Genomic DNA, 15,006 nt, shown 5'->3' with positions numbered 1-15,006 from the left:
GTCCATCGTAGGCGGGCGGTCCGGCTGCCCCGTCCGCGCCGCCCCTCACTCCCAGCGGAACCAGCGGGCGCAGGCGGCGCCGGCGGCGAGGGTCCACAGCAGCAGGACGAGCAGCGGCAGCGGGCGGAACTCCCCGTGGGCCAGCGCCCCCCGCAGCGCCTCCCCGAGGGCTCCCGAGGGCAGCACCGCGGCCAGCCAGGGGACCGGCGAGGGGAGCACGAGCCCCCCGCCGGCCAGCAGCAGGACCCAGACGAGGTTCGCCCCGGCGAGGGTGGCCTCGGCCCGCAGCGTCCCGGCCAGCAGCAGACCGAGCGCGGTGAAGGCCGCCGCGCCGAGCAGCACGGGCGGGACGGCGAGGGCCACGCCGGCGCCGTCGGGACGCCAGCCGAGACCCAGGGCCACCCCGCCGAGCACGACCACCTGCACGACGAGCAGCAGCAGCACCGCGCCGATCTTGCCGGCGAGCAGGCCCGGTCGACCCAGTGGCGTCGTCGCCAGCAGCCGCAGGACCCCGTTGCGGCGGTCGAACCCCGTCGCGATCGCCTGCCCCGTGAACGCGGTCGAGACGACGGCCAGGGCCAGCACCCCGGCCAGCGCCAGCGCGGGCCGGTCGCCCTCGCCCAGCGAGACGGAGGTCACGCGGTTCGCCGCGACGAGCAGCAGCACGGGGATGACCAGGGTGAGCAGCAGCTGCTCGCCGTTGCGCAGCGCGACGAGCGCCTCCAGCCGCGCCTGGCGCCAGGCCCGGGAGAGCCCGGGGGCGGCGGTCCCGGCGGGGCGCAGGTCGAGCCGCGGGACCTCCGCACGCCCGGCGGGACCGGTGGGGGAGCCCGGGGCGGTGGGGGAGGCGGGGTCCGCAGGGGTCGCGGGCGTCGCGGGGGTCGTCACGAGCGGCTCACCGCAGGTGGCGGCCGGTCAGGTCCAGGAACACGTCCTCGAGGGTACGGCGCTGCACGCCCAGGCCCTGGGGCAGCTCGTCGTGGCCCGCGCACCAGGCGCTGACCGTGGCCGCGACCTGGGGGTCGGCGGGGACGCCGGCCACGACGTAGCGGCCCGGTTCGGGCTCGCCGACCTCGGCGCCCGTCGGCAGGGCCAGCTCCAGCGTGGCCCGGGGCAGCCCCGGACGGGCGGTGAAGGTCAGGACCGCCGGGCCGCCCGTCAGCTCCGCGGGCGTGCCGGTGGCCACCGTGCGGCCGTGGTCGACGACGACGACGTCGTCGGCGAGCCGCTCGGCCTCCTCCATCAGGTGCGTGGTGAGCACGACGGCGACCCCGGCGGCCCGGGCCTCGCGCACCACGTCCCAGACGGCGAGGCGGGCCTGCGGGTCCAGCCCGGCGCTCGGTTCGTCGAGGAAGACCAGTTCGGGACGCCCGACCAGGGCGCAGGCCAGCGCGAGGCGCTGCCGCTGCCCGCCGGAGAGCCGGCGGACCCGGGTGCGGGCGAAGCTGCGCAGCCCCAGCCGGTCGGCCAGCGCCCCGACGTCGAGCGGGTCGGTGTGCAGCCCGGCCACGTGCCGCAGCGCCTCCAGCGCCCCCACCCCCGTGGGCAGTCCCCCGTCCTGCAGCATCACGCCCACGCGCGGCCGCAGCGCGGTGGTGTCGCGCGCGGGGTCGAGACCGAGGACGCGGACGGTCCCGGAGTCGGCGCGGCGCAGCCCCTCGCAGATCGCGACGGTGGTCGTCTTGCCCGCGCCGTTGGGGCCGAGCAGGGCCGTGACGCGACCGCGGGCGGCGGAGAAGGTCAGCCCGTCCAGCACGGTCGTGCCCTGGTAGGCCAGACGGAGGTCCTGCACGAGCACGGCGGCCCCGCCCGGGTCGTCACCGCGCCGCCGGGCGGCGGGACCGGTGGCCGCCGGGGGCGTCGGGGGAGCGGGGCGGCCTGCGGGCACCGGGCAATCCTAGGGCGGGGCGGCCCCCCGGCCCGCCCGGCCCGGCCGCGGTGACCCTCCCCTGTGGCGGTCGTCACGGACCCCCGACCGGGCCAGGCGTCCGCGAATTAGCTAACATTGATGTTGTGGAATTAGTGAGGGGAACCTCACCTGCCGGTCAGGCCAAGCCCCAGGCCGGGGGTGAGCACGAGGAGCGGACCCGCCACCGGGTGCGCACCGCCGTCGCCGAGCTCGGCCCGGTGACCGCGGCCGCGCTGGCCGAGGTCCTCGGTCTCACCGGTCCGGCCGTCCGTCGCCACCTGGACGCCATGACCGCCGACGGCGTCGTGGAGCCGCGCGACCCCGCCCCGGGTCGCTCGCGGGGGCGGGGCCGCCCGGCGCGGGAGTACGTGGTGGCCGCGGGCGGGCACGACGGCCTGCCCGCCGGCTACGACGCCCTGGCGGTGGACGCCCTCGCCTACCTGGCCCGTCGGCACGGTTCGGCCGCCGTCCTCGACTTCGCCGAGGAACGTCTGCAGGCGTTCGAGGAGCACCTGCGGGCCGCGGTGGCCGAGGTCGAGCGGGCCGGTGGCGGGCCCGAGCAGCGGGTGGCCGCCGTCGCGGCGGCGCTGGCCGACCTCGGCTACGCGGCGTCGGCCCGCCCGGCCGGGGCGGGAACACCGCTGGCGGGCACCCAGTTGTGCCAGGGGCACTGCCCGGTCCACAAGGTGGCCGAGGAGTTCCCCGAGCTGTGCGAGGCCGAGGGCCGCGTCTTCGAGCGGGTGCTGGGCACCCGGGTGCAGCGCCTGGCGACGTTGGCCCACGGGGACCACGTCTGCACGACCTTCGTGCCCCACCAACCCGACGACCCCGAGGACGACCCGGCCGCACCGCGCGACCGGACCCGACTTCCCCTGCTCCCCACCGGGACCGGGGACGAGCACGACGACGGAAGGATCACGCCATGACGAGTGCACCCGAGACCCTGACGGTGCCGGGCGAGGCGCCCGAGTTCGCCGGCCCGCCCGAGCTGGAGGGCATGGGCCGCTACCAGTACGGCTGGGCCGACTCCGACTCCGCCGGGGAGACCGCGCGCCGCGGGCTGTCCGAGGACGTCGTGCGCGACATCTCCGCCAAGAAGAACGAGCCCGAGTGGATGCTCGCCCTGCGGCTCAAGGCGCTGCGCCTGTTCGACCGCAAGCCGATGCCGAACTGGGGTTCGGACCTGACCGGCATCGACTTCCAGAACATCAAGTACTTCGTGCGGTCCACGGAGAAGCAGGCCACCAGCTGGGACGACCTGCCCGAGGACATCAAGAACACCTACGACCGGCTCGGCATCCCCGAGGCGGAAAAGCAGCGTCTGATCGCGGGCGTCGCGGCGCAGTACGAGTCCGAGGTCGTCTACCACCAGATCCGCGAGGACCTGGAGGAGAAGGGTGTCATCTTCGTCGACACCGACACCGGCCTGCGCGAGCACGAGGAGCTCTTCAAGGAGTACTTCGGGACCGTCATCCCCGTCGGGGACAACAAGTTCGCCTCGCTGAACACCGCTGTGTGGTCCGGCGGCTCGTTCATCTACGTGCCCAAGGGCGTCCACGTCGACATCCCGCTGCAGGCCTACTTCCGGATCAACACCGAGAACATGGGCCAGTTCGAGCGGACGCTGATCATCGCGGACGAGGACTCCTACGTCCACTACGTGGAGGGGTGCACCGCGCCCATCTACCAGTCGGACTCGCTGCACTCCGCGGTCGTCGAGATCGTCGTGAAGAAGAACGCCCGCGTGCGGTACACGACCATCCAGAACTGGTCGAACAACGTCTACAACCTGGTGACCAAGCGGGCCACGGCCGCCGAGGGCGCCACCATGGAGTGGATCGACGGCAACATCGGCTCCAAGGTCACCATGAAGTACCCGGCCGTCTACCTGATGGGCGAGCACGCCAAGGGCGAGACCCTGTCCATCGCGATGGCCGGTGAGGGCCAGCACCAGGACGCGGGCGCCAAGATGGTCCACGCCGCCCCGCACACCGCGAGCTCGATCGTCTCCAAGTCGATCGCCCGCGGCGGGGGCCGGACCTCCTACCGGGGCCTCATCCAGGTCCTCGAGGGCGCCCACCACTCGGCCTCGACGGTGCGCTGCGACGCCCTCCTGGTCGACACGATCTCCCGTTCGGACACCTACCCCTACAACGACATCCGCGAGGACGACGTCGTGATGGGGCACGAGGCGACCGTCTCCAAGGTGTCCGACGACCAGCTCTTCTACCTCATGAGCCGGGGCATGGCCGAGGACGAGGCCATGGCCATGATCGTGCGCGGGTTCATCGAGCCCGTCGCGCGCGAGCTGCCCATGGAGTACGCGCTGGAACTGAACCGCCTGATCGAGCTGCAGATGGAAGGTGCCGTCGGCTGATGACCGTGCTGGAACAGGGGTTCGACAACCCCGCAAGCCCCACCCCGGGGGCGAAGGCCCACTCCCACGGGGCGGGGGTCGTGCCGGAGGCCAGCCGCGCCGAACGCCGGACCTCGTTCTCGGTCGCGGACTTCCCCGTCCCGACCGGGCGCGAGGAGGAGTGGAAGTTCTCGCCGCTGCGCGACCTCGCGCCGCTGTTCGAGGACGCCGCGGCCGGTTCGCCGACCGTCAGCGTGTCCGCCCCCGACGGGGTCGAGCACCGCACCGGGACCCCGGCCGAGATCGACGCCGGCACGGCGTTCGTGCCCGGTGACCGGGCCGCGGCCGCGGGCTGGGCCTCGACCACCGAGGCCCACCTGGTGTCCGTCCCGGCCGAGCTGGAGCTCGACGCCCCCGTCGTGGTGACGCTGCGCGGCAGCGCCGACGAGCTGACCTCCGGCCACGTCGTGATCGAGGCCGGCCACCACGCCAGGGGTCTCGTCGTCCTCGCCCACCAGGGCTCGGGGCGCCACCGCGGCAACGTCGAGGTCCGCACCGGTGACGGGGCCGAGATCACCGTCGTCTCGCTGCAGGAGTGGGAGCCCGACGCGGTCCAGGTGGCCCAGCACGACGTGCGGGTCGGGCGCGACGCGACCGTCAAGCACATCGCCGTCTCCCTCGGCGGCAAGGCCGTGCGCCTCTCGGTGAACGTGACCTACGCCGGTCCCGGCGGGTCGGCCACCGTCCTCGGCGTCTACTTCGCCGACGCCGCGCAGCACCTGGAGCACCGGCAGTTCATCGACCACGAGGCCCCGAACTGCACCAGCTACGTCGAGTACAAGGGCGCGCTGCAGGGCGACTCGGCCCACGCCGTCTGGATCGGTGACGTCCTCATCCGCGCCGCGGCCGAGGGCACCGAGACCTACGAGCTGAACCGCAACCTCGTCCTGACCGACGGGGCGCGGGCCGACTCCGTGCCGAACCTCGAGATCGAGACCGGCGAGATCGTCGGCGCCGGGCACGCCTCGGCCACCGGGCGTTTCGACGACGAGCAGCTGTTCTACCTGCAGGCCCGCGGGATCCCCGAGGACGAGGCGCGCCGCCTGGTCGTGCGCGGGTTCTTCGCCGACATCGTCGACAAGATCGGCGTCCCGGAGATCTCCGAGCGGCTCATGGCCACCATCGAGGCCGAGCTGGCCGCGGGTTCCGCCCCGGCCGCCACCCCCATCGCTTCCACGTTCGAGGAGAACTGAATGTCCACCCTGGAGATCCGCGACCTCCACGTCACGGTCGACGAGGCCGACGGCGGCACCAAGGAGATCCTGCGCGGGGTCGACCTCACCATCGCCTCCGGCGAGGTGCACGCGATCATGGGCCCCAACGGGTCGGGCAAGTCGACGTTGGCCTACTCGATCGCCGGGCACCCCAAGTACACCGTGACCGGCGGGTCGGTGACCCTCGACGGGGCCGACGTGCTGGAGATGTCGGTGGACGAGCGGGCCCGGGCCGGCCTGTTCCTGGCCATGCAGTACCCGGTCGAGGTCCCCGGCGTGACGGTCTCGAACTTCCTGCGCACCGCGAAGACGGCCATCGACGGCGAGGCGCCCAAGCTGCGCACGTGGGTCAAGGACGTCAAGCAGGCCATGGACGGGCTGCGCATGGACCCGAGCTTCGCCGAGCGCAACGTGAACGAGCACTTCTCCGGCGGTGAGAAGAAGCGTCACGAGATCCTGCAGATGGAGCTGCTCAAGCCGAAGTTCGCCGTCCTCGACGAGACCGACTCCGGCCTCGACGTCGACGCGCTGAAGATCGTGTCCGAGGGCGTCAACCGGGCCCTCGCCGGCGGTCAGAACCCCGGCGTCCTGCTGATCACGCACTACACGCGGATCCTGCGCTACATCAAGCCCGACTTCGTGCACGTCTTCGTCGACGGTCGCGTCGCCGAGCAGGGCGGTCCGGAACTGGCCGACTCCCTCGAGGAGACCGGGTACGACCGCTTCCTGGCCAAGGCCTGAGCGGGGCGCGGGGATGACCGAGACCGCGACGCCCGCCCCCGGCGGCCCCACCCCGGCCGAGGTGGCCGAGGTCGAGGAGGCCCTCAAGGACGTCATGGACCCCGAACTGGGGATCAACGTCGTCGACCTGGGCCTCATCTACGGCCTGACCGTGACCCCGGACAACGTCGCCGTCATCGACATGACGCTGACCAGCGCGGCCTGCCCGCTGACCGACGTCATCGAGGACCAGACGGCCCAGGCGCTGCTCGACGTGGTCGCCGACCACCGGATCAACTGGGTCTGGATGCCGCCGTGGGGTCCCGAGAAGATCACCGACGACGGCCGTGACCAGCTGCGGGCGCTGGGGTTCAACGTCTGAGCCCCGGCCCCGCTCCGGCGGACGATCGAAGGCCCGCCCCCTCACCGGGGGGCGGGCCTTCGTCGTTCGTGGCGTGGTGGGTGGGGTGTTCCGTGGGGGTCAGTACCGGAAGGTGGAGACCAGGTCGCGCAGCTCCGTGGCGACGCTGGAGACCTTCCCGACGGTGGTGGACTCGACGGAGCCGTGACCGAGGTCGTGGCCGGTAGAGGCGACCTCGTGGACGTTGCGGACCATCTCGGCGGTGGTGACCGACTGCTCCTCGACGGCGGCGGCGATGGTGGTCTGCAAGGCGTCGATGCGGGCGATGACCTCGGAGATCTCGCTGATCGCCTCGGTGGCGGCGGCGGTGTCGGACTGGGTCGCGGAGACGCGGGAGGTGATGTCCTCGGTCGCCCGCGCGGTCTGCTGGGCCAGTTCCTTCACCTCACCGGCGACGACGGCGAAACCCTTGCCGGCGTCGCCGGCGCGGGCGGCCTCGATGGTGGCGTTGAGGGCCAGCAGGTTGGTCTGCTCGGCGATGGAGGTGATGAGGCGGACCACGTCACCGATCTCGCGGCTGGAGGTGTCGAGGCGGCGCAGGGTGTCGTCGGTGGCCTGGGTGACGGTGACGGCCTGGGCGGCGACGGCGGAGGCGTCGGCGGTCGAGGTGGAGATCTCACGGATGGCGGCGGTCATCTCCTCGCCGGCGGCGGCGACGGTGCCCATGTTGGCGGTGAGGGCCATGGAGGTATCGGCCAGCGTGCCGGAGTGCCCGACGATCTGGGCGAGGACCTGGCCGAGGCGTTCGGTGCTGCGGTCCAGGGCCTGACCCATCTCGGCCAGGTCGTCGCGGCCGGTGAGGGCGACGCGCTGGTCGAGGCGCCCGTCGGCGAGGCCGGTGACGACCTCACGGATGCGACCCAACGGACCGGTGATGCTGCGGGCCAGCAGGACGCAGGCCCCGACCCCGAGGAGGAGGGCGACGAGGGCGACACCCGCGGACAGCTCGATGGCGCGCTGCGCGGCGGCGCTGCCGGCGTCGGCGGCCGCGTCGGCGGCGGCGCTGTCGGCGTCGGAGGCCTTGAGCAGGTCGGCCTGCAGCTCCTCGCGCAGCGGACCGGCCTTCTCGGCCCGCTTGGCGGAGAACGCGCGGACGTCGCCGGCCAGCGGGACCAGCTCGTCGCGGGCCGCGCGGTACTGGGTCACGTCGTCGGCCATCTCGGCGACGGCCGCGGCGCCGATGGCCGGGTCGTGCTTGCGCCATTCGGCGAAGGCGCTGTCGAGGGAGGCGTCGTCGGCGGCCATGGCCGCCTGCACCTTGGCGGTCGCGTCGGCGTCACCGGCGGCGAGGGGGAGGTCGCTGAGGCTCTTGGTGATGCGGGTGAAGTAGAAGTTGACCTGCCCGACCGACTTCACGGCCAGCAGCTCCTTGCTGTAGAGGCTCTGCAGCCGCTGCGCCCCGGCGTTGAGCTGCACCGCCGAGAAGACGCTCAGCCCCGCCATCAGGGCGAGCACCAGGCCGAAGGCCACCGCCAGCTTCGACACGACCCGCAGGTCGTTGAGTCGGGACATCCGTTTCCCACGCTTCCGTACCGCCCCGACCGCTTCGAGGCCCCGCGTACTTCTTCGGCAGGCCGCGCGATCTCTTGAGCCGGTGGTCGGCCCCGCTCGGGGCCCCGGGGTCCCCCGCGCGGACCGTAGGATGGTTCCTCGTGTCCTGCCGCCCCGCCCTCCTGCCGTCCGTCGTGCGACCCGGGAAGCGGGGGACCCGCGCGTGATCGTCGCGAGCGACGTCGAGCTGCGGGCCGGTGCCCGGCTGCTCATGGCCGACGTGACCTTCCGGGTCGCGGCGGGGGACCGGATCGGGCTGGTCGGGCGCAACGGCGCCGGCAAGACGACCCTGACCAAGGTCCTCGCCGGTGAGGGCCAGCCCGCCGCCGGGCAGGTCAGCCGTTCCGGGGAGATCGGGTACCTGCCGCAGGACCCCCGCGCCGGCGACCCCGAGATGCTCGCCCGCGACCGGATCCTGTCCGCGCGCGGGTTGGACGACGTGGTCACCCGGCTGCGTCGGGCCGAGACCGAGATGGCCAGCGAGGACCCGAAGGTCCGCGACCGGGCCATGGACCGCTACGCCAAGCTGGACGCGCGGTTCGTGGCCATGGGTGGCTACACCGCCGAGAGCGAGGCCGCCCGCATCTGCCACAACCTCAACCTGCCCGACCGCATTCTCGACCAGCCGCTCAAGACGCTCTCGGGCGGGCAGCGCCGCCGGGTCGAGCTGGCCCGCATCCTGTTCTCGCAGAGCGAGACCCTGCTGCTGGACGAGCCGACCAACCACCTCGACGCCGACTCGATCACCTGGCTGCGCGAGCACCTGCGCAACTACGGCGGTGGTCTCGTGGTCATCAGCCACGACGTGGAGCTGCTCGAGGTCGTGGTCAACCGGGTGTTCCACCTCGACGCCAACCGGGCCCGGATCGACCTCTACAACGTGGGCTGGAAGAACTACCTGAAGCAGCGCGACACCGACGAGAAGCGGCGGCAGCGCGAACGGGCCAACGCCGAGAAGAAGGCCGGGGCGCTGCTCGCCCAGGCCGACAAGATGCGGGCCAAGGCCACCAAGGCGGTGGCCGCGCAGAACATGGCCAAGCGGGCCGAGCGGCTCATGGGCGGGCTGGAGGAGGTGCGGGTCCAGGACAAGGTCGCCAAGCTGAGGTTCCCGACCCCGGCCCCCTGCGGGAAGACCCCGCTCATGGCCGAGGGGCTGTCCAAGTCCTACGGGTCGTTAGAGATCTTCACGAGCGTGGACCTGGCCATCGACCGCGGGTCGCGCGTGGTGGTGCTCGGGCTCAACGGGGCCGGCAAGACCACCCTGCTGCGGATGCTCGGCGGGGTCGAGCGGCCCGACTCCGGCCGGCTCGTCCCCGGCCACGGGCTGAAGATCGGCTACTACGCCCAGGAGCACGAGACGCTGGACCACGACCGCACGGTCCTGGAGAACATGCGCTCGGCGGCCCCCGACCTCGACGACACCCGGGTGCGGACCACGCTGGGCTCCTTCCTCTTCTCCGGCGAGGACGTGGACAAGCCGGCGGGGGTCCTCTCCGGCGGGGAGAAGACGCGGCTGGCCCTGGCCACGCTCGTCGTCTCCAGCGCCAACGTCCTGCTGCTGGACGAGCCCACGAACAACCTCGACCCGGCCAGCCGCGCCGAGATCCTGGACGCGCTGGCCCACTTCGAGGGGGCGGTCGTCCTGGTCACGCACGACGAGGGGGCCGTCGAGGCGCTCAACCCGGAGCGGGTCGTCCTGCTCCCCGACGGGGTCGAGGACCTCTGGAACGCGGAGTACGCCGAGCTCGTGTCGCTGGCCTGATCGCGATCGGATGAGAGATGTCCGATAGTTTGCTGAACGCACCACGTTCGAGTGGTGCGTTGGCGAAGGTGTGGTGACCATGGTGCCCACACCCACACGAGGAGGTCGGAATGACCGAGGCAACCAAGAGGGGCGCGCGCCTGACGGGCGCCGAGCGTGACGAGTTGGCGTCGACGCTGTCCCAGGGATATTCCGAGGGCAAGAGCATCCGTGCGCTGGCCGAGGAGAGTGGGCGGTCCTACGGGTTCGTCCACCGCATCCTGAGCGAGAGCGACGTTTCGCTGCGCAGCCGCGGCGGCGCGACCCGCGGAAGGGCCAAGACCGAGGGCTGACCTCGGGCTGATCTCGACCGACCGAGGTCGGCGGGCAACGCGGCTGGAGCCCCAGGCCCGTGCCCGTCCGCTCAGGCCCAGGGGCCGGGGAGCCGACGGGGGCGTCCCAGGCGCCGGGTTGCGAAGCCGCAGCCCGAGCACCACGTCGCATGACGTGCCACATGACTTCGCGAGGCACACGCAGCATCACCCGCACCAGTACCGCGCGGTCGCAGAGATCGCGGCGTCGAGCAGAGTGCTCGCCCCAGGTCGGGACGGTGTCGTCCCAATGCCCGTCCCGTCCTAGAGCACTCGATCCTGCCCCCCGTCGACGGTCAGGGCCGTCCCGGTGATGAACGACGCGGCCGGGGAGATGAGGAACACCGCGGCCCGGGCGAACTCCTCCGGCTGCCCCCGGCGCCGGAGCGGGACGGCGTCGAGGGTGCTGTCCGCGCCCTCGTCGGCGAAGAAGTCGGCGTCGACCCCGCCGTCGTCCACCGCACCGCAGAGCACGCTGTTGACGCGGACCCCGCGTGGCCCCAGCTCGTCGGCCAGCGTCTTGCCGGCCATGCTCAGCCCCGGCCGGAGGCCGTTGGCCACCCCGGCCCCGCCGACCGGGGAGTGCACGGTCGAGGCCAGGGTAAGCACGATCGAGGCACCCTCGCCCGTGGCGATCCGGCCCACCGTGCGGGCCAGCCGGACCGGGGCCAGCAGGCCCCGTTCGAAGTTCTCCCGCCACAGCGTGTCCGGGGCCTCGGCCAGCGTCGACGCCTCGGGGGCGTCACCACCCCCGCAGGAGATGATCGCGCCGTCGAGCCGTCCGAAGCGGGCGTTGGCCGCGGCGACCAGGCGGGTCTCGGTACCGGCGTCGGTGAGATCGCCCGGCACCAGCAGCATGCGATCGCGTTCCCCGATGCTGGGGGCCAGTTCGGCGAGCTGGTCCTCGTCGGCATCGGTGAGCACCAGGAGCGCCCCCTCGTCGGCCAACGTGCGCGCGCAGGTCGATCCCAGCAGCGACGTGACGTTGGAGACGAGGTACACGCGGTCGCCGAGGCCCAGGTCCATAGGGCCAGTGTTGCGCAGAGTTGCTGGTGATACACACAGCATCACAGGGCGGGTCCGTCCGGTTCGCCCGTCCGGCCCAGATCAGGACCGCCGGGCCGCTTCCGCCTCGGCGTCCTCGGCCTCCTCGTCGCTGCCCGGACGGACCAGGTCGCGCCGGCGCGGGCGTGGCGCCCGTGCCTCCCGCCGTCGCCGCCCGTCCGGTCCGGCCCCGTCCGGGGCCGTGCGGTCCGCCGCGGCGTCGTCGTCGGTGAGGTCCGCGGCGGGTCCGGGGTCCGGACCGTCCCCCGCGGGGACGGCGCCCAGCGCGCGCTGCTCGAGCTCGCGTCGACCGGCCACCACCCAGACCACCAGCGCCGTGAGCGCGAAGCCGTACCACTGGACCGTGTAGGCGAGGTGCGGTCCCTCGTCCACGTCGGGACGGACCTCCGGTCGCGGAGCGTCCCCGGCGGGCCCGGGGGACTCCGCGGCGAGGACCGCGTACCCCCCCAGCAGGGGCGCCGGGCCGGGCGAGACGGTCTGCAGCGCCGAGCGGACCGCCTGCTCCGCGACGGCCGGGACCTGCCCGGTGGGGGCGGCACCGCGCCGGGGCTCCTCCCACGGGCGGAGTCGGGCCACGACCTCGACGGCACCGCCCGGCGGGGCCGGGACGCTGTCGGGGCGCTCGCTGCCGGACCCGGCGGGGATCCACCCGCGGTCCACCATCAGCCGGGCCCCGCCGTCGAGGACCAGCGGGACCAGCACGTCGTACCCGGCGGTGTCGTCGCGGGGACGGTTGCGGACCAGCAGGGTGCCGGCCTGGTCGTAGGTGCCGCGCACCCGGACCGGGGTCCAGGCCTCGCCCGGGGCGAGCGGGGAGCCGTCCTCGTCCAGCACGGCGGCGAGGTCGGTGGGAGAGCGGTCGTAGTTCTGCACCAGGGGGGCGTTGCGGGCCAGCCGTTCGGCCCGACGGTGCCACTGCCACTGCCCGAGCAGCACGCAGACCACCGCGACCAGGACGGCGAGGGCCAACCCCTTGCGCCACCGGTCCTCGCGCAGCAGGGCGAGGACGGCCCGCGGGCCGCGGTCGGGGCCCGCCCTCACCGGGGCAGGTCGGCGGCGTCGACGACCTCCCGCAGGAAGCCACGCGCGGAGAGGAACCGGCTGAGGTGCTCGCGGTGCGCCGCGCAGGCCAGCCACGTCTTGCGCCGCTCGGGGGTGTGCAGGGCGGGGTTGTTCCACCGCAGGCCGAAGTCGGCCGGGGCCGGGCACCCCTTGGCGCTGCAGACCAGGTCCGAGGGCGGTTCGTGCCGTTCCGGTTCGGCGAGCGGGGCCGCGGAGGTGTCCACGGCAGGAGTCTCGCACCGTCCGGGGGTCACCGGTCAGTCCCCGGGGTGGTGGATCCCGGTGATCCTGGCCTCGATCGCCGGCATCTCGCGGGCCTCCCGGGGGATCGCGGCGTCCGGCGGCGGCGGTGCGGCCTGGCCGAGGTCGAAGCTCTCCGGGGCAGGGCCCGAGCGCTCCCGCCCCGCGTTGGCCAGCACGACCGCCACGTAGGGCAGGAAGACCGCGCCGACCGCGAAGATCCAGCGCGTCCAGTGGTCGAGGAACACGAAGGTGACGAAGCATCCCGTGCGGATGAGCATCGAGATGGTGTAGCGACGGAAGCGGCCGCTGAGGTCCTCCGCGTGCGCGGTGGGAGCGCTGGTGATGCGGTAGATCTCCTCGCCACCGCGGGAGGGGTGGTGGTGCGTGGAGGGCGAACTCACGCGTTCAACGGTACGCCCGGAATGCCGGTCCGGACGGGTGGGCGACCCACCTCCGGTGTGGTCTGCGGCACGTCCGACCGGTTCCCCGGGGCGGGGCGCGGGGCCGGACGGGGCCCGGAGCGGGTGCCGGGCTCCGCGAGCGGGCGTCGATGCGTTAGCTTTCGTCCCCGTGCCCGCCGCTGAATCCCAGACCGATCCCGCCGTGACGGACCCGTCGTCGCCCGCCAGGACACCGCGCAGCGTGCTGGTCACGGGGGGCAACCGGGGGATCGGGCTGGCCGTGGCCCGCGCGTTCGCCGCCCGGGGTGACCGGGTCGCGGTGACGTCGCGCTCCGGCGAGGCCCCCGAGGGCCTCTTCGCCGTCGCCGCCGACGTGACCGACTCCGCCTCGCTCGACGCGGCCTTCAGCGCCGTCGAGGCCGAGCAGGGGCCCGTCGAGGTGCTGGTGGCCAACGCCGGCATCACCAAGGACCAGCTGCTGATGCGGATGTCCGAGGACGACTTCGACGCGGTGATCGACACCAACCTGGCCGGGGCCTGGCGCTGCGCCCGCCGGGCCACCAAGAACATGATGCGGGCCAAGCACGGGCGGATCGTGTTCGTCTCCAGCGTCGTCGGGCTCTACGGCTCGCCCGGGCAGTCCAACTACGCCGCGTCCAAGGCCGGCCTGGTCGGGCTGGCCCGGTCCGTCGCGCGGGAGCTCGGCGGGCGGGGCATCACCGCCAACGTCGTGGCCCCCGGCTTCATCGAGACCGAGATGACCCGGGTGCTGCCCGAGGCGACCCAGGCCGACTACCGCTCGCGCATCCCGGCGGGCTCCTTCGGTGCCGTCGAGGACGTCGCCCGCGCCGTCCTCTTCCTCGCCGACAACGGCTACGTCAACGGGGCCGTGCTGCCCGTCGACGGCGGCCTCGGCATGGGGCACTGACCCCTCCCGCTCCACCCCGCGCGACCCCCGAACCACCCGCAGCGAGACGAAGGAACTGACCCCATGGGCCTGCTCGACGGCAAGCGACTGCTCGTCACCGGTGTGCTGACCGACCGCTCGATCGCCTTCGGCGTCGCGCGCATCGCCCAGGAGGAGGGCGCGGAGGTCGTGCTGTCGTCCTTCGGCCGGCAGATGAAGATCACCCAGACCATCTCCCGGCGGCTGCCCAAGCCCGCCCCGGTGATCGAGCTCGACGTGACCAGCGCCGAGCACCTCGCCGCCCTGCCCGAGCGGGTCCGCGAGCACGTCGACGGCCTCGACGGCGTCCTGCACTCCATCGGCTTCGCCCCGAAGGACGCCCTGGGCGGCAACTTCCTCAACACCGAGTGGGAGTCCGTGGCCACCGCGGTCCAGGTCTCGGCGTTCTCGCTGAAGTCGCTGTCGGTCGCCGCGCTGCCGCTGATGGGCAAGGGCGGTTCGGTCGTCGGGCTCACCTTCGACGCCACCGTGGCCTGGCCGGTCTACGACTGGATGGGCGTGGCGAAGGCCGCGTTCGAGTCGACCGCGCGCTACCTCGCGCGCGACCTCGGCCCCCAGGGGATCCGGGTCAACGTCGTCTCGGCCGGCCCGCTGCGCACCACGGCCGCGACCTCGATCCCTGGTTTCGAGACCCTGGAGAGCACCTGGGGCGACCGCTCCCCGCTCGGCTGGGACGTGGCCGACACCGAGCCGCCGGCCCGGGCCGCGCTGGCCCTGATGTCGGACTGGTTCCCGGCCACCACCGGCGAGATGATCCACGTGGACGGCGGGTTCCACGCCATGGGTGCCTGAGTGCCCCCGCACGACGGCGGCGGGCCGCCCACCCCCTCGGGTGGGCGGCAGCTGCTGCTGCTGGCCGGGCTGATGATCGCGCTGGTCGCGGTGCTGATCGGCGTCTCGTACTGGGCCGCCGCCCGCGGGTGAG

The 15,006-nt window shown here is 73.5% G+C and carries 17 protein-coding genes; 10 read left to right on the top strand and 7 right to left on the bottom strand.

The window, feature by feature from the left end; all coding sequences use genetic code 11:
* Positions 1–45 precede the first annotated feature (45 nt).
* Together ACFFKU_RS12590 and ACFFKU_RS12585 are read right to left on the bottom strand one after the other, a co-directional pair.
* Complete coding sequence (locus ACFFKU_RS12590; protein WP_380138705.1) at positions 46–783, bottom strand: ABC transporter permease; 738 nt, start codon at positions 781–783, stop codon at positions 46–48.
* A gap of 112 nt (positions 784–895) precedes the next feature.
* On the bottom strand, positions 896–1,888 hold the full coding sequence (locus ACFFKU_RS12585; protein ID WP_380138404.1) for an ABC transporter ATP-binding protein: 993 nt from the start codon (positions 1,886–1,888) through the stop codon (positions 896–898).
* Positions 1,889–2,013: 125 nt separating this feature from the next.
* Between ACFFKU_RS12585 and ACFFKU_RS12580 the strand changes: the two genes are divergently transcribed.
* The 5 genes from ACFFKU_RS12580 (at position 2,014) to ACFFKU_RS12560 (ending at position 6,641) form a co-directional block, all read left to right on the top strand.
* Positions 2,014–2,835, top strand: coding sequence for a helix-turn-helix transcriptional regulator (locus ACFFKU_RS12580; RefSeq protein WP_380138402.1), 822 nt, complete (start codon positions 2,014–2,016; stop codon positions 2,833–2,835).
* A gap of 71 nt (positions 2,836–2,906) precedes the next feature.
* The gene (gene sufB / locus ACFFKU_RS12575) at positions 2,907–4,286 is read left to right on the top strand and encodes a Fe-S cluster assembly protein SufB (RefSeq protein WP_380138703.1); all 1,380 of its coding nucleotides are present in this window, start codon (positions 2,907–2,909) and stop codon (positions 4,284–4,286) included.
* On the top strand, positions 4,286–5,518 hold the full coding sequence (sufD, locus tag ACFFKU_RS12570; RefSeq protein WP_380138400.1) for a Fe-S cluster assembly protein SufD: 1,233 nt from the start codon (positions 4,286–4,288) through the stop codon (positions 5,516–5,518). Before sufB ends, sufD begins: the two co-directional genes overlap by 1 nt.
* Positions 5,519–6,280, top strand: coding sequence for a Fe-S cluster assembly ATPase SufC (sufC, locus tag ACFFKU_RS12565; RefSeq protein WP_380138399.1), 762 nt, complete (start codon positions 5,519–5,521; stop codon positions 6,278–6,280).
* A 13-nt stretch (positions 6,281–6,293) separates the two neighbouring features.
* Positions 6,294–6,641 (top strand): metal-sulfur cluster assembly factor, encoded by a 348-nt coding sequence (locus tag ACFFKU_RS12560; protein WP_380138397.1) that lies wholly within the window; start codon positions 6,294–6,296, stop codon positions 6,639–6,641.
* A gap of 99 nt (positions 6,642–6,740) precedes the next feature.
* Here ACFFKU_RS12560 and ACFFKU_RS12555 read toward each other — a convergent pair whose 3' ends face one another.
* Positions 6,741–8,192 carry a methyl-accepting chemotaxis protein gene (locus ACFFKU_RS12555; protein WP_380138395.1) on the bottom strand — a complete coding sequence of 484 codons (1,452 nt, stop codon included), beginning with the start codon at positions 8,190–8,192 and terminating at the stop codon, positions 6,741–6,743.
* Between the two features lie 202 nt (positions 8,193–8,394).
* On the opposite strand from ACFFKU_RS12555, the gene abc-f reads away from it, so the two are divergent.
* Positions 8,395–9,993: a ribosomal protection-like ABC-F family protein gene (gene abc-f, locus ACFFKU_RS12550; protein WP_380138393.1), complete on the top strand. Its 1,599-nt coding sequence runs from the start codon at positions 8,395–8,397 to the stop codon at positions 9,991–9,993.
* 110 nt (positions 9,994–10,103) lie between these two features.
* On the top strand, positions 10,104–10,325 hold the full coding sequence (locus tag ACFFKU_RS12545; RefSeq protein ID WP_380138392.1) for a helix-turn-helix domain-containing protein: 222 nt from the start codon (positions 10,104–10,106) through the stop codon (positions 10,323–10,325).
* A gap of 282 nt (positions 10,326–10,607) precedes the next feature.
* Here the strand turns inward: ACFFKU_RS12545 and ACFFKU_RS12540 are convergent, their stop codons facing one another.
* From ACFFKU_RS12540 to ACFFKU_RS12525, 4 genes are all read right to left on the bottom strand, one after another.
* Complete coding sequence (locus ACFFKU_RS12540; protein WP_380138390.1) at positions 10,608–11,369, bottom strand: SDR family NAD(P)-dependent oxidoreductase; 762 nt, start codon at positions 11,367–11,369, stop codon at positions 10,608–10,610.
* A gap of 81 nt (positions 11,370–11,450) precedes the next feature.
* On the bottom strand, positions 11,451–12,449 hold the full coding sequence (locus ACFFKU_RS12535) for an SURF1 family cytochrome oxidase biogenesis protein (RefSeq protein WP_380138389.1): 999 nt from the start codon (positions 12,447–12,449) through the stop codon (positions 11,451–11,453).
* On the bottom strand, positions 12,446–12,694 hold the full coding sequence (locus tag ACFFKU_RS12530; protein WP_380138387.1) for a hypothetical protein: 249 nt from the start codon (positions 12,692–12,694) through the stop codon (positions 12,446–12,448). The genes ACFFKU_RS12535 and ACFFKU_RS12530 overlap by 4 nt, the downstream gene beginning before the upstream one ends.
* A 33-nt stretch (positions 12,695–12,727) precedes the next feature.
* Positions 12,728–13,114, bottom strand: coding sequence for a DUF3099 domain-containing protein (locus tag ACFFKU_RS12525; protein ID WP_380138386.1), 387 nt, complete (start codon positions 13,112–13,114; stop codon positions 12,728–12,730).
* A 169-nt stretch (positions 13,115–13,283) separates the two neighbouring features.
* On the opposite strand from ACFFKU_RS12525, the gene fabG reads away from it, so the two are divergent.
* From fabG to ACFFKU_RS12510, 3 genes are all read left to right on the top strand, one after another.
* Positions 13,284–14,042 carry a 3-oxoacyl-ACP reductase FabG gene (gene fabG, locus ACFFKU_RS12520; protein WP_380138384.1) on the top strand — a complete coding sequence of 253 codons (759 nt, stop codon included), beginning with the start codon at positions 13,284–13,286 and terminating at the stop codon, positions 14,040–14,042.
* A 63-nt stretch (positions 14,043–14,105) separates the two neighbouring features.
* Complete coding sequence (fabI, locus tag ACFFKU_RS12515) at positions 14,106–14,873, top strand: enoyl-ACP reductase FabI (RefSeq protein WP_380138382.1); 768 nt, start codon at positions 14,106–14,108, stop codon at positions 14,871–14,873.
* Positions 14,874–15,005 carry a hypothetical protein gene (locus ACFFKU_RS12510; RefSeq protein WP_380138381.1) on the top strand — a complete coding sequence of 44 codons (132 nt, stop codon included), beginning with the start codon at positions 14,874–14,876 and terminating at the stop codon, positions 15,003–15,005.
* Position 15,006: the final 1 nt, after the last annotated feature.

Source organism: Kineococcus gynurae, assembly GCF_042433995.1.
GTDB lineage: Bacteria > Actinomycetota > Actinomycetes > Actinomycetales > Kineococcaceae > Kineococcus > Kineococcus gynurae.
Note: the sequence above shows the minus strand (reverse complement) of the source record. Positions and strands in the feature narration are given on the sequence as shown.

What these genes read in the sequence shown, in the direction of transcription:
- sufC (WP_380138399.1), top strand. Translation starts at nt 5,519, where the DNA reads ATGTCCACCCTGGAGATCCGCGACCTCCACGTCACGGTCGACGAGGCC.
- fabI (WP_380138382.1), top strand. Translation starts at nt 14,106, where the DNA reads ATGGGCCTGCTCGACGGCAAGCGACTGCTCGTCACCGGTGTGCTGACC.
- ACFFKU_RS12540 (WP_380138390.1), bottom strand. Translation starts at nt 11,369, where the DNA reads ATGGACCTGGGCCTCGGCGACCGCGTGTACCTCGTCTCCAACGTCACG.
- sufD (WP_380138400.1), top strand. Translation starts at nt 4,286, where the DNA reads ATGACCGTGCTGGAACAGGGGTTCGACAACCCCGCAAGCCCCACCCCG.
- sufB (WP_380138703.1), top strand. Translation starts at nt 2,907, where the DNA reads ATGGGCCGCTACCAGTACGGCTGGGCCGACTCCGACTCCGCCGGGGAG.
- ACFFKU_RS12545 (WP_380138392.1), top strand. Translation starts at nt 10,104, where the DNA reads ATGACCGAGGCAACCAAGAGGGGCGCGCGCCTGACGGGCGCCGAGCGT.
- ACFFKU_RS12560 (WP_380138397.1), top strand. Translation starts at nt 6,294, where the DNA reads ATGACCGAGACCGCGACGCCCGCCCCCGGCGGCCCCACCCCGGCCGAG.
- ACFFKU_RS12555 (WP_380138395.1), bottom strand. Translation starts at nt 8,192, where the DNA reads ATGTCCCGACTCAACGACCTGCGGGTCGTGTCGAAGCTGGCGGTGGCC.